Origin of the sequence: Staphylococcus sp. MI 10-1553 (assembly GCF_010365305.1) — a bacterium.
In the GTDB taxonomy this organism is placed as follows: domain Bacteria; phylum Bacillota; class Bacilli; order Staphylococcales; family Staphylococcaceae; genus Staphylococcus.
The window spans coordinates 1858149-1879483 of sequence record NZ_CP048279.1; the positions used below are offsets into that span (position 1 = coordinate 1858149).

Here is a 21335-nt window from a genome sequence, read left to right on the forward strand (position 1 = left end):
ATTCACAAAACAGATCATTTTTTTATCGTATCATTGTGTAATTTTATATGTTTAGAGGTTAAAATGATGTCATATGACAAATGTATAGAGGCGGTGATTTTTTGAACCACACTGAAAATGTTTTTCTAGATTTTTTACTTCAAAGTTTAAGCGGGCTCGCTCATGTCTTAACATCCTTATTTGAACATTTCAATTTTCCTTGGCTCATTTTAATCGCTATCATTATTTTCAGGAAAGATATTTCAAAAATGCTGACGCAGGTCAGTGGCGTTGATTATGAAGGTAGTGCCGGTAAAGTGAGCGTGTTATTTTCGAATATGAAACAGTTGGAATCCCAAATGGAAGGGTCAGAACATCAACAAATTCATGAATACGGCAAAGATTTAAGGAATCGTGTGAACATAGACCAGAACCCGATGTCAGAAGATGAAATGACGCCTTATGATTATTATTTTAATCTCGTTCATATGCCTGCGTTCACTTGTAAATCCATCGCAAAGCACGGGTACTTCAAAACGATTGAAGATTTGTACAACGCTTATCTTTTCCTCACGAAAGATGATGCGAAAGACCATCACCGACCAAGCGAAATTATAGCTAACATCTATGACACTGTAATGGACATCAAAAGAAATAGTGGCCTTTTATTTGATGAAGCCTTTATCTCGAAATATAGACGGTTTATCGAATTGACGTATATGGGGCTTGCAGAAAGTCATAAAAAAAGTGAGTAAGTAGACATTTGAATAAAGATTAAAGTGGAGGAATGCGAGCTTTATCATGATATCCTGCTTTTCACATTAATCAATCGCATATTCAAAATAAGCAAAATCCCCTCAACACAAAATCAGACTCATCGTAATTATCAAATTTAATAAAGTTAATAGCTTGTAAATTGAACGCATCTAACTGAACATGAAATTTATTATTCATTTAACTTGCAACTTTTCCTTTTTCTAAACTAGCATATCTTTCATAATTCTCGTTGCTAACAAAATAAGACTTAATATCATCTTCTTTTTGATTCAAGTATCTACCTACTTTCTCCTAAAAACGCTATACATCACATGTGCTCATGCTCTATACAATGTCTTCATCTTCGACATTTAGGCATGCCTTAATGTATTTTTATATAAAATTAATTGCGTTTAAGCATATTATATTTCCAACTATGAAATAATCATAAATTTATGTATAAAAGGATTTAAAATAAAGTTATACAATAAGAGGAGGTGTTTCAAATGGGTGATTTATTTGAGTCAATCACAAGCATTGTAACTTCTGCCATTCAACACGACTGGGTGAACATGGGTACTGCGATTGTCGCTACAGTACAGCACAGTGTCGAATTACTCGCAAAATTATTCGGACTGGGTTAGGAATTAAAAGTGTAGAAAAATCTCCTAATCACGCCCACTGGAGAACTTGGAAAATGAAAAGCATAAGATGCATCCACACATCACAGACACTAACTGTAACTTCTGATTTAATCACATTGGGGGCTAGGGTGAAAAAATATCCTAGCCCTGATCAAAGTCCTCAAACAACGATAATGTATCACAATCATTCTTTTACATAAATAAAACAGGGTTGAGACAATACATGTCCCAACCCTGTTTGATATGGGGTGTCCTTAAGACTCGAATTAACGAATTTCTTGGATACGTGCAGCTTTACCACGAAGGCTACGTAAGTAATAAAGTTTCGCACGACGTACTTTACCGCGACGTTTCACTTCGATTTTCTCGATTTTTGGTGTGTGTAATGGGAACGTACGTTCAACACCTACACCTGATGAGATTTTACGAACAGTGAATGTTTCAGAAATACCGCCACCACGACGTTTGATTACAACACCTTCGAATACTTGGATACGCTCACGAGTTCCCTCGATAATACGTACGTGTACACGTAAAGTGTCACCAGGACGGAATGATGGGATATCGTCACGTAATTGTGATTTTGTTACTGCTTCAATTAATTTGTGATTTGTCATGATTAATTCTCTCCTTCAACCTATGTTCTTGCCTCGACAATATATAGCAGCGGATCATAGTGATATTCGTGTTTCCACACTTAAAATATACTAGCATACATTCAGTCGTTTTTCAATGTTCTTTTTAACGATTGAATGAATTTCTGATCTTGATCAGTCAATGGATAATAGTCCAATAAATCAGGACGTTTCAGCCAAGTGCGTGTCAATGACTGCTCATGGCGCCATTGGGCAATTTTCGCATGATCACCAGACAACAGCACATCAGGTACGGTCATCCCTTTATAATCACTTGGACGCGTATATTGTGGATATTCTAATAAGCCACTCGAAAAAGAATCATCTTCATGTGACACTTGGTTCCCTAGCACACCAGGAATTAAGCGCACAATCGCATCTGTCATGACCATCGCAGGCAACTCGCCCCCTGTCAGCACATAATCGCCGACAGAAATTTCATCAGTGACTAAATGTTCACGGATACGTTCATCATAACCTTCATAATGGCCACAAATGAAAATGAGATGTTCCGCTTCAGCGAGAGACTCCGCTAACTTTTGATTGAACGGTTGCCCTTGTGGTGTCATCAAAATCACACGTGTGTCATCTGAAACTTCCAAATCTGCCATCGCATTAAAAATCGGCTCAGGCTTCAATACCATCCCTTGACCGCCACCGTAAGGATAATCATCCACTTGATTGTGTTTATTGTTGGCATAATCGCGAAAATTAATCAATCGCGTCGTTAATGCGTCATTTTCTCTTGCTCGCTTTAAAATGGATTGATTGAGTACGCCATCAAACATTTCTGGAAAGAGCGTTAAATAGTCGATTTTCATTCGTTTAACAACCCTTCTAATGGCGTAATGACAATACGACGTCCTTCAATGTCCACTTCTTTTACAACATCCGCAATGTATGGAATTAAATGTTCCTTGTCACCTTTAACGACCCATACATCGTTTGCACCTGTTTCAAAAATTTCAGTCACTCGACCAATCGGGCGATCACCATCAAATACTGTACAACCGATAATGTCTGAGTAATAAAACTCATGTTCGTCTAATTCAATCGCTTCATGATCACGCTCTTGATAGAGATGTGTCCCTTTCAAATGTTCGATGTCATTAATATTCGTATAGCCTTCAAACGTTAACATATGTAACCCTTTATGCATACGATGGGATTTCACCGTTAAAAGGAGCGTTTGACCTTGATATTCTGCTTGTAACACTTCACCAGGTTGAAAGCGAATCTCTGTAAAATCCGAATGAGACTGTACCTTCACTTCTCCTTTGATACCGTGTGTGTTCACAATTTTACCCACTTCTACTTTCATATCGTGAGCCTCCTATTATCGCTATTTATACAAAAAAGAGATGAGACCGAAGCACCTCTCATCAAGTCACTTCTCGTCTCACCTCATGATTGGTGATTCCATGTATATAGAGTTTCAAATCATCTCTCAACTCGAACTCTAGAAAGGCGACTCGATTTTTAAAACTTGAAATTTACTGTTTTAAAGTCAGTCACTTCTTGCATGACTACTCTTATCGACACTGTCATGCACTATCCGCTTGAATCACCGCGATATCAACAAACGTTATCGCTTAAAATCAAATAGGAAAGGTGTCTATCCCTTCCCCGTTGATATGCTTACATTATTTTGCTTTTTTCTGTTCGTCAAAAGTTTTTAAAATACCTTCACGTGATAAAAGGTTGTGAACTGTATCTGTTGGTTTCGCACCGTCTTTTAACCATTTAAGTGCTAATTCTGCATCGATTTTAACTTCCGGTGCATTTACCGCTGCTGGGTTGTAAGTACCGATTTGTTCGATGATACGACCGTCACGTGGTGAACGTGCGTCTGCTACTACGATACGATAGAATGGGTTTCTTTTTGAACCTAAACGTGTTAAACGAATTTTAACTGCCATTTATAATTCTCTCCTTTAATGTCATAAGTTTTGTTATCTACAAGAAATTATAATAACAGGAACTCATGGTTTTGTAAAGAGAAAATACTTTACCATTTTAAAATTTCTATATCCCAATCCCTTTCCTACGATTTGTCAAGGGTTCAATAAGTGAAATTGACATTACTGAACTAGACCGTCCAATTTTTACTTTTTTGAATAAGGTGTTATGATGTATATGATTATGTGGTTTCGTTAGTGTGGTGCTTTCTGATAATCATATAATTTATCATTGACTATCAAGTAGTGAATGGTCTTTAATAAGCGATTGATACTCGCTATTACGGCAGTCTTGTGGGGTTTCCCATGAGGCTGCTCTCTTAATTTATAATAATAATCCACAATATGGCTTTGATAATGATTTCTTCCCCTAAGAATGTTCATAGTGATTAAATACAATAAACGCCTTGCTTTTTTATTTCCTCTTTTATTAATCGTATCTCGACTCTTTGAAGTTCCTGATTGGTAACGTTTAATATCAATGCCTACAAATGCATTCAGTTGTTTATTTGTTTTGAATTCTCTAATATCTCCAAGTTCCCCAATAAGCAATGTAGCTGTGAGTTCTCCGATGCCAGGAATTGAAATAATATTTTCAAACTCAGTTGTATTTTTAGCTAAATCAATCATTTCCTGATTAAATGCTTTCATTTCTTCTATCCCAATAAGCAGTTTGTCGCATAAGTATTGGACTTTTTGTAGGAGGAAAGAAGACTTGCGCACATTCGGAAAACTATTATTCTTTATTTCAATTAATTTTTTGGCATACTTGTGCGCTTTTTTAATTGAAATGCCTTTATCAGTTGAATGAAGTACTTTTTCCACCAATTCATCATGAGTCAAAATACTTACATAATCAGGATGAGGAAATGCTTTAGCTATATTTAATGCGATTTTTGAATATCTGTTAGTAAATAACTTTTCTAACCCTGGAAATGTTTGATGTAGTGTTTCGACTAACTCAACTTTGAGACAATTTTGGTTGATCTCCATTTCTAAGTGAAAGCGCGCACGTTCTCTCAGTTCAAAGTAGATCTCTTCAGGATGACGTTGTACCTTTGAATCTTTCATTCTAAAGGCAAGAAGTGCGAGTTTATGTGCGTCTGACTTATCTGTTTTCCATGATCTTAACGAATTTGTTTTAAACTTGGCTTCTAGGGGGTTCATTTCTAAGTAATTTATTTTGTGAATTTCACAAAAGTGTTTCATACCTCTTGAATAAACACCTGTTGATTCAAAGAGGATAAACAGGGAATCAAGATGCTTGATATAATTTTTAAGATAACGATAGCCATTTTGATTATTTTGAATGACCAATTCTTTAACGAAAACTTCATCCTTATAATGTGCGACCACACTTTCTGACTTACTGATATCAATACCAAAACAGTTAATAAAAATCATACCTTTCTCTATTGAATTGAGAAGATTTTAACTTTACTTAGCCTTTTTCATTTCATTTTCCTATACACGGTTTCTAAAACCCAACATACTTCAATCGAATTTCAAAAGGAGAGTAAAGCTGATCAGTTTACATTACGGATTCAAAGATCCAAGGGACTGCGCGATCTACTTCTCTCTACAACTATAAAAAATAGCTGTGAAGAAATCTATCGTCATAAATTTCTTCACAGCTAATCTTAGTATGTTTTTATCGTCCAATACGATCATCCATCTCACAATGACATCATACTTTCATCACTTTTGTATGATCTTATGGTCGTCATCAATTGCGTATAAAATTTCATCCATAGGCACTTCAACATACCGAAATTCAACCTTTTTTACATCAGTGAGATAACGCTCTTGATAGACGTGACAATACTCTGTAACCATTGATTTCCCCATTTGCGTCACATATACAGACAAATCATTGTTCGCTTGTCTATAACCATTCAACAGTCCTGCCGCAAACAACCGCCTCAAATATTTTTGAAACGATTCCGACACCGTATTCATCTCTTTATGGTTTCTATTAAAATATCGAATTTGATAGAACAACAAGCCCATCAGCGCACCATCGTAAATCCCCATTGAATTATCAACATAAATCCTTAAATTTTTCATATTGAGCTTCGTTAAAATCTTAAGTGTGAAGTAATCTTCGTATTTAAATATATACCAACTACTATGATCTAGGTGTGTTCTGATTTGATCGAGTAAAACTGCTTCTTCCAGTGTCGTATAAAAAGTTTTATTAGAGAAATACGAATGATTTTTATGGTTACTGATACGAATCGGCATATACGCAAAAGCACCCTTTCGAAACAACACATAAATCGAACCATTGGAATCAGACTGCGTTAGCGACAAAATCCACTCATCCTCATGTAAAATACTTTGCAATTGAGACGCAATATCTTCCACCATTAGACATTCCCCCTTACTTCACCCTACGACATTGATCCCCTCAATCAATGACACACTTTTTCTTCATTCACTATTGATATTCACAAACATGCATATTGACATTACACAAACATCTTTTGGAGTAAGCCCTTTTTACGTTGTTTTAAGCATTCGATTTTTTGGCCTTGTAATTCAATTTGTTGGTCGAGTTTATTGAAGAAATCACCAATCTTTTGTTGTTCTTCTAATACTGAAGAAGATAATATTGAGATTAAAGATAAATCTTTAGAATTTATTGCTGGATAGTTAGTACCTGTACATTTCACTAAAACTTTATTCACAAACGAATTAGTTAATAATAATGTATATAAATAATAATAATGTACTAAAGGTCTTAACTGAGCATATCCTGTAGATACTACAATATCATTTCGGTTTGATAAATTTATAAAATTATTTTTTTGATATGGTCTAACTGTTTGATAGAAAACATCATGTTTTTTTGCTAACCTTTGTGCTCTAGATGGAGCATTTATTTTATTTACTACCTTTAATTGATTAATTTGACCGTTGTTAACACTTTCTAAGTCTATATAATAAAATTTATCAGGCAAATAGTTACTTTTAGGATTCAAATCACTAATTTCATGCAAGTATTTGTTTTCCCACTCTGGATAATTTTCCCCATTGTCATCTTTAAATCGAAGTTCTTGGGAGAAAATCTTTTGCATATAACCTTCTTTCTGTTCTTCCAACAAGGCTAATTTTTGTTCTTCTAATTCAATTTGATGGTCGAGTTTACTGAAGAAATCACCTGTTTTTTGTTGTTCTTCAAATTGAACAGGTATATTAATTTTCAAATTCTTTAAATCACTATTATAAAGGTGAACCACTGTTTTACCTTGTGCAAATCTAGATACATTCCATTTGTTCACACTGTTTAAAGACAAAGAAATGAATCTACCATCATCTTTTTTAGGAGTTAGAATATTTAAATCTCCACCGATATAAACATCATCATTTACATTTATGGCTGATGCCGTAGCAATATCCTCTACTGTTTCTCCAGAAGATGGAATTAAAACCTGGTTATTTCCAGCTTTTTTCAACTTATTTGGATTTACATTTGTTCTACTTTGAATAGTATTAATAATCGCTCCATATTTTGTATACAGTTCTCCATAAAGAATGCACGGATAGCTCCCATCTTCACTTAAATCTTTCTTACCTAATAATTTTCCTTTACTAAAATTTACAAGTGTCTCTAGTCTATTCTCTTCCCACTCACCTTCAAACTCAGGAAATCTTAACTCCGGCACATTTTTATTTGGATGAGTCATGCTTCAACACTCCCAGTTCTTTCAAATAGCTGTTAATTTCTTGTTCGACTTGCGCGATTTCATTGTCGATATTCACGATGTCTTGTTGAATTTGGTCGAGGTCGATGGGTGCTTCCTCTTCAAAAGTGTCGACATATCTCGGAATATTGAGGTTGTAGTCATTGTCTTCAATTTCTTGTAATGTTGCGGCATAGCTGTATTTATCGATGGTTGCTCTGTTTTTGTATGTGTCGATGATTTTTTCAACGTGTTCGTCGTTTAAGTGGTTTTGATTTTTACCTTTTTCGAATGCGTTAGATGCGTCGATGAATAACACGTCGTGGTCTGATTTACGACATTTTTTGAACACTAAAATACACGTCGGAATGCTTGTGCCATAGAAAATATTTGCCGGTAAGCCAATAACCGCGTCTAAATAATTTTTCTCTTCAATAAGATATTGTCGAATGACACCCTCTGCTGCACCACGGAACAGGACGCCATGTGGTAATACGACTGCCATCGTTCCTTCATCATCTAAATAGTGCACCATATGTTGGATAAAGGCGAAGTCGGCTTTTGATTTCGGTGCGAGTTTGCCGTAACCACTGAAACGGTCGTCATCATTGAATTTACTATCCGCTGACCATTTCGCACTGTATGGGGGATTGGCTACCACGGCATCGAATTTCTCACCTAAAAAGGCTGGATTTTCGAGTGTATCGTCGTTTTGAATGTCAAAGTTTTCATAACGGACATCATGCAACAACATGTTCATGCGTGCTAAGTTGTACGTTGTGTTGTTACGTTCTTGTCCATTATAACGGTACACTTTCGTTTCTTTACCGACACGTAACAGTAAGGAACCTGAACCACATGTGGGATCATATACATTTCTTAATTTATCTTTCCCTAATGTGACGATTTGCGCTAAAATTTTCGATACTTGTTGTGGCGTATAGAATTCGCCTGCTTTTTTACCTGCACTCGCTGCGAAACGTCCGATTAAATATTCGTAGGCGTCCCCTAACATGTCAATTTCCATGTCGCTATGTACAAATGGCAAGTCCGCTAAGTTCACCATCACCTTGCTTAATAATGCCGTACGATCTTTCACTGTATTACCCAGTCGTGTCGAACTTAAATCCATATCACTAAATAGCCCGATGAAATCTTCTTCACTGTCTTGACCGAGTGTTGACGTTTCAACTTTGCGAATCGCTTGCGCTAAATGTTCGATATCAAAACGTTGGTTTTCAATTTCCTTCACCATTGTGCTAAACAAATCTTGCGGTTCGATGTAGTAGCCGACTGTGTCTAACAATTCACCTTTTAAGTCTTCTCGATATTCTGGATCTGCCCATGCTTCTTCGTATGACAGTGTTTCTCCTGATAAGGCTTCAGCGACTTCTGCTTCTGCTTTTTCCGATAAGAAACGATAAAAAATGAGCCCTAAAATATAATTACGGAACTCGCTCGCATCCATGTTCCCTCTTAAGTCATTCGCGATAGACCACAATTTTTTATGTAATTCCGCTTGTTGTTGGCGCTGTTTTTCTGTAATTGACATTGCTTTTCCTCCATTTAACTCTCTTACCACCTATTATAATATATTAACAAATCGGATAGGTTGAAATTTACGTCTTTTGCGTAAACTTTGCCCGAGAAATTTATGTATCAGTTAAATCAAACGGTGGTCTATTTAAACTTTAGATTAGTACAAACAAAGAACAAGCCCCTCTCCATCTACCGCTTGGAAAATCAATAATGAGTGAATAGAACGAATGATGGTAAAAATGATGATCCAATTCATGTCTCGCTTATTTGATATTTCGGCACGCGAATTTTTAACATTAGGAGACTACACCAAGATTGCTTGAACAACACTCGCTTTCACCACATTTCAGCAAATGATTGCCAATCTGGGCGAGACTCCTGAGGGATCAGCTGAACCGGAAAATCCAATTTGGCTTCCATCAAGTGTGTACTTCAATCAAGCCAAATTTAGTTGGAGGTTCAGCCCCTAGGAAAGCAAGCCCAAGATGGCAATCAATCGCACCCAACCCTAGCAAGCGAGAGCTTGTTCAGCAATCAAATATTCACCAAAACTCCCCCCGTTAATATTCGCAATGTTGAAAATCAAAAATGAAAAAGACGAGCATGAAATACAATCATCACAATTGCATTCCATCCACTCGCCTCTATTCAAAACAAACTATTGCTTATCCAACTCTTGCTTCAACAACTGATTCGCAAGTTGTGGATTCGCTTGACCTTTCGACAACTTCATAATTTGTCCAACTAAGAAGCCCATTGCCTTACCTTTGCCATTCTTATAATCTTCAACAGATTGTGGGTTTTCAGCAATCGCTTGTTGTACAAATTCTAAAACAGCACCTTCATCAGAAATTTGAACAAGACCTTTATCTTTCATAATTTGCTTCGCGTCCCCACCATTTTGTGCTAATTCTGGGAACACTTTTTTCGCAATTTTACTACTCATTGTGCCGTCTTCAATTAATTTAATCATACCTGCTAAGTTTGCTGGTGTAAGGCCTGTATCTTGTAACTCAATTTGGTTTTTATTGAGATATTCGTTCACACCACCCATTAACCAGTTCGAGATCATTTTCACATCTGCGCCTTCTTCAACAGCCGCTTCAAAGAAATCTGACATCTCTTTTGTTAATGTTAAAACATGTGCGTCATAAGCTGGTAAACCAAATTGTTTCACGTATTTTTCTTTACGTGCATCCGGTAATTCAGGGATTGATTCACGAACGCGTGCTTTCCATGCTTCATCGATATATAAAGGCACGATATCTGGTTCTGGGAAGTAACGGTAGTCATCTGACGCTTCTTTAACACGCATTAAAATCGTTTTACCTGTTGATTCATCAAAACGACGTGTCTCTTGTAAAATTTCACCGCCATTTAACAATTCTTCCTCTTGACGTTTCACTTCATATTCTAAACCTTTACGCACGTTGTTAAATGAGTTTAAGTTTTTAAGTTCGGCTTTCGTACCAAACTCTTTTTGACCGTATGGACGTAAAGACACGTTTGCATCACAACGTAATGAACCTTCTTCCATTTTTCCGTCTGATACGCCTGTATATTGAATAATAGCGCGTAACTTTTCTAAATAGGCATACGCCTCTTCTGGTGAGCGAATATCAGGTTCAGAAACGATTTCAACAAGTGGTGTCCCTTGACGGTTTAAGTCAACAAGTGAGTAGCCGTTTTTATGTGTCGATTTCCCTGCATCTTCTTCCATGTGCAATCTTGTTATACCAATACGTTTTGTTTCACCATTTACTTCAATATCAATATAGCCATTTTCACCAATAGGCTGATCTAATTGTGAAATTTGGTAAGCTTTCGGGTTATCTGGATAGAAATAGTTTTTACGGTCAAACTTAGATTCTGTTGCAACTTCCATATTCAAGGCCATCGCTGCTCGCATTGACCAGTCCACTGCACGACGGTTAACCGTTGGTAAGACACCAGGATAACCTAAATCGATCACGGTTGTGTTTGTATTTGGCTCAGCACCGTATGCTACTGGCGCATTTGAAAACATTTTTGAGTCTGTTTTCAATTCAACATGGACTTCAAGTCCGATTATTGTTTCAAAATGCATTGATTGCCACTCCTTATAATTTTTGATATTGGTCGTGTAAATTAAATTGTGTCTCATATTGATGTGCTACACGGTAAATTGTTTTTTCATCAAATGGCTTACCAATGATTTGTAAACCGATAGGACGACCATTTTCTGCTAAACCACAAGGTATCGATATACCAGGTAAACCTGCTAAGTTAACAGGTGTTGTTAACAAATCATTTGCGTACATTGTCAATGGATCATTAATTTCAGTTCCAATATCAAATGCGACAGTTGGTGTTGTAGGTCCTAAAATGACATCATAGTCTTCAAATACACTTTCAAAGTCCTGTTTAATTAAAGTACGGACTTTTTGTGCTTTTTTATAATAGGCATCATAATAGCCTGAACTTAATACGTACGTACCTAATAAAATACGACGTTTCACTTCTTGACCGAAACCTTCACTTCTTGAAAGTTTGTATAATTCTTCCAATGTTTGCGCTTCTTTAGAGTGGTAACCATAGCGAATGCCGTCAAAACGCGCTAAGTTAGAAGATGCTTCCGCTGAGGCAATCACATAGTAAGATGGGATACCGTAAGATGTTCTTGGCAATGATACTTCTTCAACAATTGCGCCTAATGATTTGAAAGTTTCTGCCGCTTTTAAAACTGCGTCTTTGACTTCTTGATCAACACCTTCACCAATATACTCTTTTGGTAAACCTATTTTCATATCTTTAATATCTTGACCAATTTCTGATGTAAAATCATTTGAACTATCTGGCGCACTTGTAGAATCCATTTCGTCTTCACCAACGATTGCTTCTAAAACAAGCGCATTGTCTTTAACATTTCTTGTAATCGGACCAATTTGGTCTAACGAAGACGCAAATGCGACAAGTCCATAACGAGAAACACGACCATATGTTGGTTTTAAACCTACCACACCACAATATGCTGCAGGTTGACGTATGGAACCACCTGTGTCAGTTCCTAATGTAAAAGGCACTAAACCAGCTGCAACTGCTGCTGCTGAACCACCTGAAGACCCGCCTGGTACTGCTTTATGATCAAATGGGTTGACTGTCTTTTTAAAGTAAGACGTCTCTGTAGAACCACCCATTGCAAACTCGTCTAAATTGACTTTCCCGATTAACACACTGTTTTCATGATGCAATTTTTTCATAACAGTGGACTCATAAATTGGTACAAAGCCCTCTAACATTTTACTTGCACAAGTCGTCTCTAGACCTTCTGTAATAATATTGTCTTTGATACCCATTGGAATACCAAATAATTTTCCGTTGATTTCACCTTTGGCTTGTAGTTCATCTAATTCTTCGGCTTTTTTAATTGCATTTTCTTTATCTAAAGCTAAAAATGATTGGATTGTAGGATCAGTTTCTTCAATTGCTTGATAAATATCTTTCACAATTTCTGAAGGCTTTATTTGATTCTCCTTGATCATCTTTTGTAGATTTTCAATAGACTCATAACGGATGCTCATATTTATGCGTCCTCCCCATTCATAACTGCTGGTACTTTAAATTGTCCAGCTTCAACTTCTTTGGCATTACTCAATACTTTTTCTTGTGGCAACCCTTGTACTGCCACGTCTTCACGTAAAACGTTCTGTAGATCTAATACATGATGCGTTGGTTTTACTTGTTCAGTATCAACAGCATCAATTTGATGACAAAAATTTAAAATACCTTCTAATGTTTGCTGCATATCACTTGTATCTTCTTCAGTCACATTTAAACGCGCAAGATTGGCAATATGTGCAACCTGATCTTTGGTAATTTCCGCCATGATGATATAGCCTCCTTAAAAATACTCTTTTATCTATAAATTGTACCAAATTTCAGCATAAAAATCTAAAATATTTCAAACAAGGTGCGTCACGACACAATGTTGACACGATCATAGATTGCTCTATCATTTTCCGACATACTTGTTTCACACAAGTCCAACCCTCACTGTATTTTTTATTTATATTCATGACAGCAAACTGAATAATTATTGATATTTAATTTACGCCTATTTATACTCATATATCGCTATTTCTCTTGGGGTGACAAGGTTAAATTACACATAAACTGTGAAATACATCTTTCTTTTCGTATACATTTTTGTATAATAATCTTATGCAAGTGAAAACAAAAGGGGAGATCAATATGGTTTTATTTGGTTCTAATTTGTCCAGTCAAGTCAATCTCGATTGGCAAACGTACATTATGATTGCCATTTATTTCATTATCTTACTCGGTATTGGTTACTATGGTTATAAACAAGCAACAAGTAATTTGAGTGAGTACATGTTAGGTGGCCGTAACATTGGCCCATGGGTAACCGCCCTCTCAGCAGGTGCTTCTGATATGAGTGGCTGGATGATTATGGGATTACCTGGTGAAGTTTATTCAACTGGGTTATCTGCCGTATGGATTACGATTGGTCTAACACTCGGTGCTTACATTAACTATTTAGTCGTCGCACCAAGACTTCGTGCACATACAGAAATTGCCGGTGATGCGATTACGTTACCAGATTTCTTTAAAAATCGTTTAGATGATCAGTCGAATTTAATTAAAATTATTTCAGGCTTAATCATTGTCGTGTTCTTTACATTGTATACGCATGCTGGTTTAGTATCAGGTGGTAAGTTATTCGACAGTGCATTTGGATTAGACTACCATGTCGGATTAATTTTAATTGCGGTTATCGTTATTCTCTACACGTTTTTCGGTGGGTATCTTGCTGTATCAATCACTGACTTTTTTCAAGGGGTAATTATGTTAGTGGCAATGGTCATGGTGCCTATTGTTGTGATGTTGAAGTTAAATGGTTTAGATACATTCCATACGATTGCAGAAATGAAACCGACTAATTTAGATTTATTTAAAGGTACAACAGTGATTGGAATTATTTCATTCTTTGCATGGGGACTCGGTTATTTTGGCCAACCTCATATTCTCGTACGTTTCATGTCGATTCGTACTGTGAAATTATTCCCTCTTACACGTCGTATCGGGATTACATGGATGATCGTCGGATTATTGGGTGCTGTGTTAGTAGGACTGCTCGGTATCGCGTTCGTTCCAGCACAAGGCGTTCAAATTCAAGACCCAGAAACATTATTTATTTTGATGAGTCAATTGCTATTCCATCCGTTAGTCGGTGGTTTCTTGCTCGCAGCGATTTTAGCAGCCATAATGAGTACGATTTCTTCTCAATTGCTCGTTACATCAAGTTCATTAACAGAAGACTTTTACAAATTGATTCGTGGTGATAAAGCTAATGCCGCTGCACACGAAAAAGAATTTGTATTAGTGGGACGTATTTCTGTAATCATCGTAGCGGTTGCTGCTATTGCCATCGCTTGGACACCGAACAACACGATTTTAAACTTAGTGGGTAATGCATGGGCAGGTTTCGGTGCAGCTTTTGGTCCATTAGTCATTCTTTCATTGTATTGGAAAGGATTATCACGTACAGGTGCAATAAGTGGGATGGTTGCGGGTGCGTTAACCGTTATTTTATGGATTGTATTTGCGCATCCATACGGTGACGTGAACGATTTCTTTAACTTATACGAAATTGTTCCAGGCTTTATCATGAGTTTAATCGTCACTGTCCTTGTTTCAAATATGACACAAAAACCTGGTGCATTTGTAGAAGAAGATTTAAATCAAGTCGTAAAGCAATTGAATGATGCAAAATCAAGAAATTAAAATGAAGCAATACACTTTTTACATTCAATTGATTGTCGTTCAATATCATTCATAGCTGTCATTATACTTTGAATCTCGAGATTGTTTCTTAATAAAAAACGACCACTTATACATTAGAGTCATAAAAACTCGGTGTATCGTGGTCGTTCTTCTGATTTTATTCATTTTTTACATTAGTTTTGATAAATATGCACTTGTGGTGATTTTTCTTCTTTCGTTTTACGTATGAGTGCACGTGGCTGACTCCCATCTTTAATATGAATTTCATATTGATCCACAGATTTAAAATCTTTTTCAGCAAGTTGTGTCACATATTGCGTAATTCCGATTAACTCGGCTTTACCGTAATAATCAATAGGTAAATCAACAGTTAAATTTTGTACTTTTTTGTTTTTAAACTCGGCTTTACCAACGGCTTGTGTAAAGTTAGAGAAGTAAGATTGTAATGCACTGTTAAAGTCCTTAAAGTTCGCATTGAGATTCTCATTCAAATCTGATGCCTCACTTGACGGTAACAGTACGGTTTTTTGATCGATTTGATGCCAGTCTGAAAGTTTAGCCCCTTTTTTCTCGGCTGTCGCATAACTCACAAAATGACCCGGAATGATATCCTCTTGCGCTGACTGAATGTATATCGCAAAGGTGATTGGAATATCTTTCAAATCGTCATTTTCTCTTAAACGTGATAACATTTCTTCAGCCATTTGTCGGCCTTGCTTTTTAATTTCTTGTTCATCCAGTTTTTCATGATACGTTTCGCCGTATTTTTCTTTTTGATAGTAATACACACTATTCATCGCTAAACCGATTGTCATACCTTCAATATCTTCACCTTTAGTATCACCATTATCATAAAAGTCTTGTTCTAAAATATTAGATAAATAGGCAGGAGATTTTTTAGCGATTTTTTCTTCATCTGTTTCACCATTCACAGATGGATTTAATCCTAAATTGGCTGTCGCATTTTTATTCTCTTTTTCTTTGTCGCTCATTTTATCAAGTTCTTTTTTCGTATACTTCGGTTTAAGATAGGCTCTAATCGTATCTTTATCTAAATATTGACCATCTTGATACAAGTATTCATCAGTCGGATACACTTCTTTACTAATATTGAGCAAGCCATCTTCAAAATCTTCGCCGTTATAGCTATTAGCCATATTTTCTTGAATTAATCCACGCGCCTGACTTTCTTTAAATGGTAAAATTGTTCGATAATCCGTTCCTTGCACATTTTTATCTGTCGCAATTTCTTTTACTTTATTGTGGTCTCGTTGTTGCGTTTCAGTTTTTTCTTTCGAGGACTTTGACTCATCTTCATCTGGACCACAAGCTGATAATACAAGTGATAAACCTAAAAGAAGTACTATTGACTTTTTCATCGCCTATCCCCTTACTTATTAATTTCATTTTGCTTATCAATAAAATCTTGTTCTGTCCAAATCATTGTACCAAGTGATTCTGCTTTTGTTAATTTTGAACCTGCATCTTCACCTGCAATGACAAGATCTGTGGACTTTGTTACGCTACTTGTCACTTTTGCGCCTTGTAATTTCAACCAATTCGATGCTTCATTACGTGTCATTTGTTGAAGTTTACCTGTTAAGACAATCGTTTTACCCGCAAACTCTGGATGACCTTCAATTTGCGATAATTTTTGACCTTTAAACGTCATATTGACACCTTTTGATTTTAACTTTTCAATCAGTGCACGAATGTCTTCATTTTCTAAATACGTCACTAACGATTGCGCTAACTTTTCACCGACATCATAAATTTCAACTAATTCATCTTCCGTAACGGTTAATAAACGGTCCATCGTTTCGTATTTTTCAGCTAACACTTGACTCGCTTTCACACCTAAATGACGAATGCCCAGTCCAAATAATAAGTTTTCGAGAGAGCGTTCTTTTGAAGTTTCAATCGCATCAATTAATTTTTGTGCTTTCTTTTCGCCCATACGTTCTAACGGTAATAAATCTTCTTTCGTAAGGTAGAAAATGTCAGCTATGTCTTTAATCAACTCGTGCGTATACAATTGTTCAATCATTTTCGTACCTAAACCGTCAATATTCATCGCTTGTCGAGACACAAAATGAATCAAACCTTCAACGAGCTGTGCCTGACATTTCGGGTTGATACAGCGTAAAGCTACTTCGCCTTCAATGCGAACGAGTTCATGATCACAACTTGGACAATGTGTCGGCATATGATACGTCTTGGCATCTTCTGGTCGACGGTCTAAAATAACACGCACAACTTCTGGAATAATGTCCCCTGCTTTTTTAATAACGACACTATCACCAATACGAATATCTTTATCATGAATTAAGTCCTCGTTATGTAAAGACGCTCGAGAAACGGTTGTACCTGCCACACGTACTGGTTCCAAAATAGCAGTCGGGGTCACTACCCCAGTACGTCCAATACTCAACTCAATATCTAATAGTTCTGTGATGACTTCTTCAGCTGGAAACTTGTATGCAATAGCCCATCTTGGTGATTTTTGTGTAAAACCCATCTCCTCTTGGTGCTCAAGATGATTCACTTTAATGACAATCCCATCAATATCATAAGGCAATTGTTCACGTTGGTTTGTCCATTTTTCAATATATTCAAGCACTTCATCAATCGTGCCTACTTTTTCACGTTCATGGTTCGTTTTAAAACCGAGTTCATCGAGTTCATCTAATGCTTCACTTTGCGTTGAAGCATCGAGCTCTGTAAAGTCGTTAATACTGTATAAAAAGATGTCCAGTTTACGTGCTGCCGCAAGTTTTGAATCGAGTTGACGCAACGACCCAGCTGCCGCATTTCTCGGATTGGCAAACGGCTGTTCATCGCGCACTGCTTTTGTCTCATTCAACTTCAAAAATGATTGACGCGGCATATATGCTTCCCCTCGCACTTCAAACGAGATTTTCTTGTTTAAAGTGAGCGGAATCGCGTAAATCGTCTTTAAATTTTCAGTAATATCTTCACCCGTTATCCCGTCACCACGTGTTAAGCCTTGAACGAGCTTTCCATCGACATACTTTAATGACACGGCTAAACCATCAATTTTCAATTCACACATATATTCGACTTCACCGACTGCATCGCGCACACGTTGATCGAACTTTCTTAAATCTGTTTCATTAAATGCGTTCGATAAGCTTAACATCGGTGTATCATGATTGACCTTTTCAAACGATGACTGGGCCTCTCCACCTACACGGACAGTAGGCGAATCCGAAGTTTTCAGGTCAGGGTGTTTTGTCTCAATATCAATCAATTCATGTAATAATTTGTCATATTCACTATCTGGGACACTAGGATTATCTTGAACGTGATATTCATAGTTGTATTGGTGTAATAATTTGTGCAATGTTTCAACACGTTGAGCTATAGATGACATCCTTTAATCCTCCTTCTTTTCAATAGGCGCAAATTGTGCAAGTAAACGCTTCGGCCCTTCAGATTTGAAAATAATATCCAATTCGATAGAGCCATTTTTATTATTGACGTTCGAAACCATGCCTTCACCCCATGATTGATGCATCACTTTATCGCCGACTTTCCAATTTGACGCTGATGCTGATGAAGTTGAATTTTTCACTGCACGTTGACTAAAACCACGTTTAGCCGGTTGACGTTTTTTCATACCGATAGTCGTAGCTTGTTGACGTTCTGGTAAATCAAGCAGTTCTTCTGGAATTTCATTTAAGAAACGTGAACGTGCATTGCTTTGCGGACGTCCAAATAACGTACGTGATGTGGCATGTGATAAATAAAGTTCTTCTTCAGCACGTGTAATCGCCACATAACTGATACGTCGTTCTTCTTCCATTTCGTGCTCATTGTCACTTTTAATCGCGCGAATGTGTGGGAAAATCGATTCTTCCATACCAATAATAAACACAATTGGGAACTCCAGCCCTTTCGCTGAGTGCATCGTCATTAACGTCACACCGTCTTCTAAGTTGGCTTCGTCTACATCCGCGACTAATGATAAGTCCGTTAAGAAATTGATCAGCGACTGCTCCTCTAAAGGAGTGTTTTTTTCATAATCGACAGGTACTGACATAAATTCATCAATATTTTCCAAACGGCTGCGTGATTCTAATGATTGATCACGTTCTAACATTTCACGATAGCCTGATTTTTCTAGTACTTCATCTACAATTTCTGAAATCTCTAGAAATTCTTGTTCTTGCATTAAGTTCGACATCAATTGATAAAATTCTGCCGCTGCTTGTGTCACCTTTTTCGATAGCCCGATAAAGTCGACTTCTGCCAATGCATCAAACATCGTTAACTCGTGATCTGCGGCATATGTTGCTATTTTTTCAACTGAAGACGGTCCGATACCACGCTTTGGCACGTTAATAATACGTTGTAAACTGATATCATCGGCACTATTCGCAATTAATCGCAAATAGCTCAATAAGTCTTTAATCTCTTTACGATCATAGAACTTTTGCCCGCCGACCATGACGTAAGGAATGTTGGATTTCAAAAATGTTTCCTCGAGTACACGTGATTGCGCATTTGTTCGATAAAGTACCGCCATGTCTTTATAACGTTTACCCTTTTTTTGCTGTTTGAAAATTTCCCCAACGACATATTCAGTTTCATCGCGCTCACTCATCGCTTCATAATAATGAATTTTTTCACCTTGCTGGTTTGCTGTCCACAATCCTTTAGGTTTACGTTCCGTATTATGACGAATCACCTCGTTAGCCGCTTGTAAGATGGTCTTAGTCGAGCGATAGTTTTGCTCTAAAAAGATCGTACGTGCATTCGGATAATCTTTTTCAAACGATAAAATATTGTGGATATTTGCGCCACGCCAACCATAAATAGATTGGTCTGAATCCCCTACAACACATAGATTTTTAAACTTTTGCGCTAACATATTCACTAATGTATATTGCGCTGTGTTCGTATCTTGATATTCATCTACATGGATATATTGGAATTTGTTTTGATAAAAATCTAACACTTCCGGCACACGTTCAAACAATTGAATCGTCGTCATAATCAAATCATCAAAATCTAATGCTTGGTTACGAACGAGCTGGTGTTGATATCCCTTGTATACCGTAGCAACCATGCGTGAATAAAAGTCATGTGCTTCTGCCTCTGCTTTTGCAGGTGTCAATAATTCGTTTTTAAGTTTACTGATTTCTCCAATAAAAATTCTCGGTTCATACTTTTTCGGGTCGATATTTTCTCGTTTTAAAACATCTTTAATGACTGATTTTTGGTCGGTTGGATCGATAATCGTAAAGTTGCGTTCAATACCGATACGATCTGCATCACGTCGCAAAATGCGCACACACATTGAGTGGAACGTTGACATCCAAATCACTTCTGCCTCTTCGCCTACAAGTGCTTGAACACGTTCTTTCATTTCCTTTGCCGCTTTATTCGTAAAAGTAATCGCTAAAATATTGTATGGAGATACATCTTTTTCATCTAATAAATAGGCAATTCGATGCGTGAGTACTCTCGTTTTACCAGAACCTGCACCTGCCATAATTAAAAGCGGTCCCTCAGTCGTACGCACCGCTTCACTCTGTTCTTTATTCATATTTGCAACGAGTGGATTCATTATGTTCTCTCCTTTATTTTTGTCGTTTTAAGTGCTGCTTTTAAATCTTCATAAATCACATTGCCTACAATAATCGTATCTGCTATTTGTGCCATTTCCATCGCTTTATCTAATCCATCAATACCCCCACCATAAAACAATTGCGTATTGGATAGCGTCTGTTTCGCTGCACGCACGATTTCAGGATTGCCGTATTGCCCACTATATTCTAAATAGAGCACTGGCAGACGGTAAAACGATTCAGCCATTTGCGCATAAGACACGACATCTGATTCATCTAATGTGGTCTGTGCACTTGTCTTTGTTGCGACCTTGCTTTCGGGATTTAACACAACATAACCTTCAAACACCATTTCATCAAAATCAATCATGTGTCCATAGGCTTTAAGCGCACTATGTAATAATCCATTATGGTATGTCACATCTGTACTATTCAATACTGTCGGCACAAAATAAAAATCAAATCCTGGCATCGTACTCTCAAGATTTGAAATTTCTAATGCTAACGGTAGTGGATAGCGACGGACCCGACTCATTAGATGAATGACATTATCTTCAGTGACATCATCTGTACCACCAATCATAATGGCGTCCGTATTTGACATACAAATCTGTTCTAAATCGGCGTCTGAAATCTCTTTAGCAGGATCAAGTTTAAAGATATGACGCCATTCCTTGATATCATACATAGTTGGTGACTCCTTTAATTTTCGTAACTTTCATTATAGCACTTTTACTTATTGATATCTAAAGTTCATACA

General features: G+C 36.9%; 18 protein-coding genes. 3 read left to right on the forward strand and 15 right to left on the reverse strand.

The annotated features are described in order from the left end of the window. The first annotated feature begins 101 nt into the window (after positions 1 to 101). Positions 102 to 734: a hypothetical protein gene (locus GZH82_RS08640; protein ID WP_162682154.1), complete on the forward strand. Its 633-nt coding sequence runs from the start codon at positions 102 to 104 to the stop codon at positions 732 to 734. Positions 735 to 1241: 507 nt separating this feature from the next. Further along, positions 1242 to 1379, forward strand: a complete 138-nt coding sequence (locus tag GZH82_RS08645; protein ID WP_162682155.1) for a beta-class phenol-soluble modulin — start codon at positions 1242 to 1244, stop codon at positions 1377 to 1379. Positions 1380 to 1645: 266 nt separating this feature from the next. Here the strand turns inward: GZH82_RS08645 and rplS are convergent, their stop codons facing one another. From rplS to gatC, 11 genes are all read right to left on the reverse strand, one after another. Next, entirely contained in the window at positions 1646 to 1996 is a 351-nt protein-coding gene (gene rplS / locus GZH82_RS08650) for a 50S ribosomal protein L19 (RefSeq protein ID WP_014614103.1), read from the reverse strand. A gap of 101 nt (positions 1997 to 2097) precedes the next feature. After that, on the reverse strand, positions 2098 to 2835 hold the full coding sequence (trmD, locus tag GZH82_RS08655; RefSeq protein ID WP_162682156.1) for a tRNA (guanosine(37)-N1)-methyltransferase TrmD: 738 nt from the start codon (positions 2833 to 2835) through the stop codon (positions 2098 to 2100). After that, positions 2832 to 3335: a ribosome maturation factor RimM gene (rimM, locus tag GZH82_RS08660; protein ID WP_014614105.1), complete on the reverse strand. Its 504-nt coding sequence runs from the start codon at positions 3333 to 3335 to the stop codon at positions 2832 to 2834. Before rimM ends, trmD begins: the two co-directional genes overlap by 4 nt. A gap of 322 nt (positions 3336 to 3657) precedes the next feature. Next, positions 3658 to 3933 (reverse strand): 30S ribosomal protein S16, encoded by a 276-nt coding sequence (gene rpsP, locus GZH82_RS08665; RefSeq protein WP_014614106.1) that lies wholly within the window; start codon positions 3931 to 3933, stop codon positions 3658 to 3660. A gap of 234 nt (positions 3934 to 4167) precedes the next feature. After that, positions 4168 to 5367, reverse strand: a complete 1200-nt coding sequence (locus tag GZH82_RS08670; protein WP_343236280.1) for an IS110 family RNA-guided transposase — start codon at positions 5365 to 5367, stop codon at positions 4168 to 4170. A gap of 303 nt (positions 5368 to 5670) precedes the next feature. Next, on the reverse strand, positions 5671 to 6342 hold the full coding sequence (locus GZH82_RS08675; RefSeq protein WP_162682157.1) for a hypothetical protein: 672 nt from the start codon (positions 6340 to 6342) through the stop codon (positions 5671 to 5673). Positions 6343 to 6443: 101 nt separating this feature from the next. Continuing rightward, positions 6444 to 7661: a restriction endonuclease subunit S gene (locus tag GZH82_RS08680; protein WP_162682158.1), complete on the reverse strand. Its 1218-nt coding sequence runs from the start codon at positions 7659 to 7661 to the stop codon at positions 6444 to 6446. Further along, entirely contained in the window at positions 7645 to 9210 is a 1566-nt protein-coding gene (locus GZH82_RS08685) for a type I restriction-modification system subunit M (protein WP_162682159.1), read from the reverse strand. The genes GZH82_RS08680 and GZH82_RS08685 overlap by 17 nt, the downstream gene beginning before the upstream one ends. 645 nt (positions 9211 to 9855) lie before the next feature. Next, the gene (gatB, locus tag GZH82_RS08690) at positions 9856 to 11283 is read right to left on the reverse strand and encodes an Asp-tRNA(Asn)/Glu-tRNA(Gln) amidotransferase subunit GatB (RefSeq protein WP_162682160.1); all 1428 of its coding nucleotides are present in this window, start codon (positions 11281 to 11283) and stop codon (positions 9856 to 9858) included. A gap of 13 nt (positions 11284 to 11296) precedes the next feature. After that, positions 11297 to 12757 carry an Asp-tRNA(Asn)/Glu-tRNA(Gln) amidotransferase subunit GatA gene (gatA, locus tag GZH82_RS08695; protein WP_162682161.1) on the reverse strand — a complete coding sequence of 487 codons (1461 nt, stop codon included), beginning with the start codon at positions 12755 to 12757 and terminating at the stop codon, positions 11297 to 11299. A gap of 2 nt (positions 12758 to 12759) precedes the next feature. Continuing rightward, positions 12760 to 13062 (reverse strand): Asp-tRNA(Asn)/Glu-tRNA(Gln) amidotransferase subunit GatC, encoded by a 303-nt coding sequence (gatC, locus tag GZH82_RS08700; RefSeq protein WP_162682162.1) that lies wholly within the window; start codon positions 13060 to 13062, stop codon positions 12760 to 12762. Positions 13063 to 13427: 365 nt separating this feature from the next. Here gatC and putP point away from each other — a divergent pair, with 365 nt between their 5' ends. Next, positions 13428 to 14981 (forward strand): sodium/proline symporter PutP, encoded by a 1554-nt coding sequence (gene putP / locus GZH82_RS08705; RefSeq protein ID WP_162682163.1) that lies wholly within the window; start codon positions 13428 to 13430, stop codon positions 14979 to 14981. A 173-nt stretch (positions 14982 to 15154) separates the two neighbouring features. Here putP and GZH82_RS08710 read toward each other — a convergent pair whose 3' ends face one another. From GZH82_RS08710 to pcrB, 4 genes are read right to left on the reverse strand one after another with little or no spacing between them, the layout of a single operon-like run. Next, positions 15155 to 16360, reverse strand: coding sequence for a CamS family sex pheromone protein (locus GZH82_RS08710; protein ID WP_162682164.1), 1206 nt, complete (start codon positions 16358 to 16360; stop codon positions 15155 to 15157). Between the two features lie 11 nt (positions 16361 to 16371). Further along, complete coding sequence (gene ligA / locus GZH82_RS08715; RefSeq protein ID WP_162682165.1) at positions 16372 to 18375, reverse strand: NAD-dependent DNA ligase LigA; 2004 nt, start codon at positions 18373 to 18375, stop codon at positions 16372 to 16374. Between the two features lie 3 nt (positions 18376 to 18378). Further along, positions 18379 to 20574 (reverse strand): DNA helicase PcrA, encoded by a 2196-nt coding sequence (gene pcrA / locus GZH82_RS08720; RefSeq protein ID WP_162682166.1) that lies wholly within the window; start codon positions 20572 to 20574, stop codon positions 18379 to 18381. Beyond that, positions 20574 to 21263, reverse strand: a complete 690-nt coding sequence (pcrB, locus tag GZH82_RS08725) for a heptaprenylglyceryl phosphate synthase (RefSeq protein WP_162682167.1) — start codon at positions 21261 to 21263, stop codon at positions 20574 to 20576. The genes pcrA and pcrB overlap by 1 nt, the downstream gene beginning before the upstream one ends. Between the last annotated feature and the right edge of the window lie 72 nt (positions 21264 to 21335).

Bases quoted from the DNA above. Each gene is read 5' to 3' on its own strand.
- rimM (WP_014614105.1), bottom strand. From the start codon at position 3,335: ATGAAAGTAGAAGTGGGTAAAATTGTGAACACACACGGTATCAAAGGA.
- GZH82_RS08645 (WP_162682155.1), top strand. From the start codon at position 1,242: ATGGGTGATTTATTTGAGTCAATCACAAGCATTGTAACTTCTGCCATT.
- putP (WP_162682163.1), top strand. From the start codon at position 13,428: ATGGTTTTATTTGGTTCTAATTTGTCCAGTCAAGTCAATCTCGATTGG.
- rpsP (WP_014614106.1), bottom strand. From the start codon at position 3,933: ATGGCAGTTAAAATTCGTTTAACACGTTTAGGTTCAAAAAGAAACCCA.
- GZH82_RS08680 (WP_162682158.1), bottom strand. From the start codon at position 7,661: ATGACTCATCCAAATAAAAATGTGCCGGAGTTAAGATTTCCTGAGTTT.
- gatA (WP_162682161.1), bottom strand. From the start codon at position 12,757: ATGAGCATCCGTTATGAGTCTATTGAAAATCTACAAAAGATGATCAAG.
- GZH82_RS08710 (WP_162682164.1), bottom strand. From the start codon at position 16,360: ATGAAAAAGTCAATAGTACTTCTTTTAGGTTTATCACTTGTATTATCA.
- GZH82_RS08675 (WP_162682157.1), bottom strand. From the start codon at position 6,342: ATGGTGGAAGATATTGCGTCTCAATTGCAAAGTATTTTACATGAGGAT.
- pcrA (WP_162682166.1), bottom strand. From the start codon at position 20,574: ATGAATCCACTCGTTGCAAATATGAATAAAGAACAGAGTGAAGCGGTG.
- pcrB (WP_162682167.1), bottom strand. From the start codon at position 21,263: ATGTATGATATCAAGGAATGGCGTCATATCTTTAAACTTGATCCTGCT.
- rplS (WP_014614103.1), bottom strand. From the start codon at position 1,996: ATGACAAATCACAAATTAATTGAAGCAGTAACAAAATCACAATTACGT.
- GZH82_RS08685 (WP_162682159.1), bottom strand. From the start codon at position 9,210: ATGTCAATTACAGAAAAACAGCGCCAACAACAAGCGGAATTACATAAA.
- gatB (WP_162682160.1), bottom strand. From the start codon at position 11,283: ATGCATTTTGAAACAATAATCGGACTTGAAGTCCATGTTGAATTGAAA.
- trmD (WP_162682156.1), bottom strand. From the start codon at position 2,835: ATGAAAATCGACTATTTAACGCTCTTTCCAGAAATGTTTGATGGCGTA.
- ligA (WP_162682165.1), bottom strand. From the start codon at position 18,375: ATGTCATCTATAGCTCAACGTGTTGAAACATTGCACAAATTATTACAC.
- gatC (WP_162682162.1), bottom strand. From the start codon at position 13,062: ATGGCGGAAATTACCAAAGATCAGGTTGCACATATTGCCAATCTTGCG.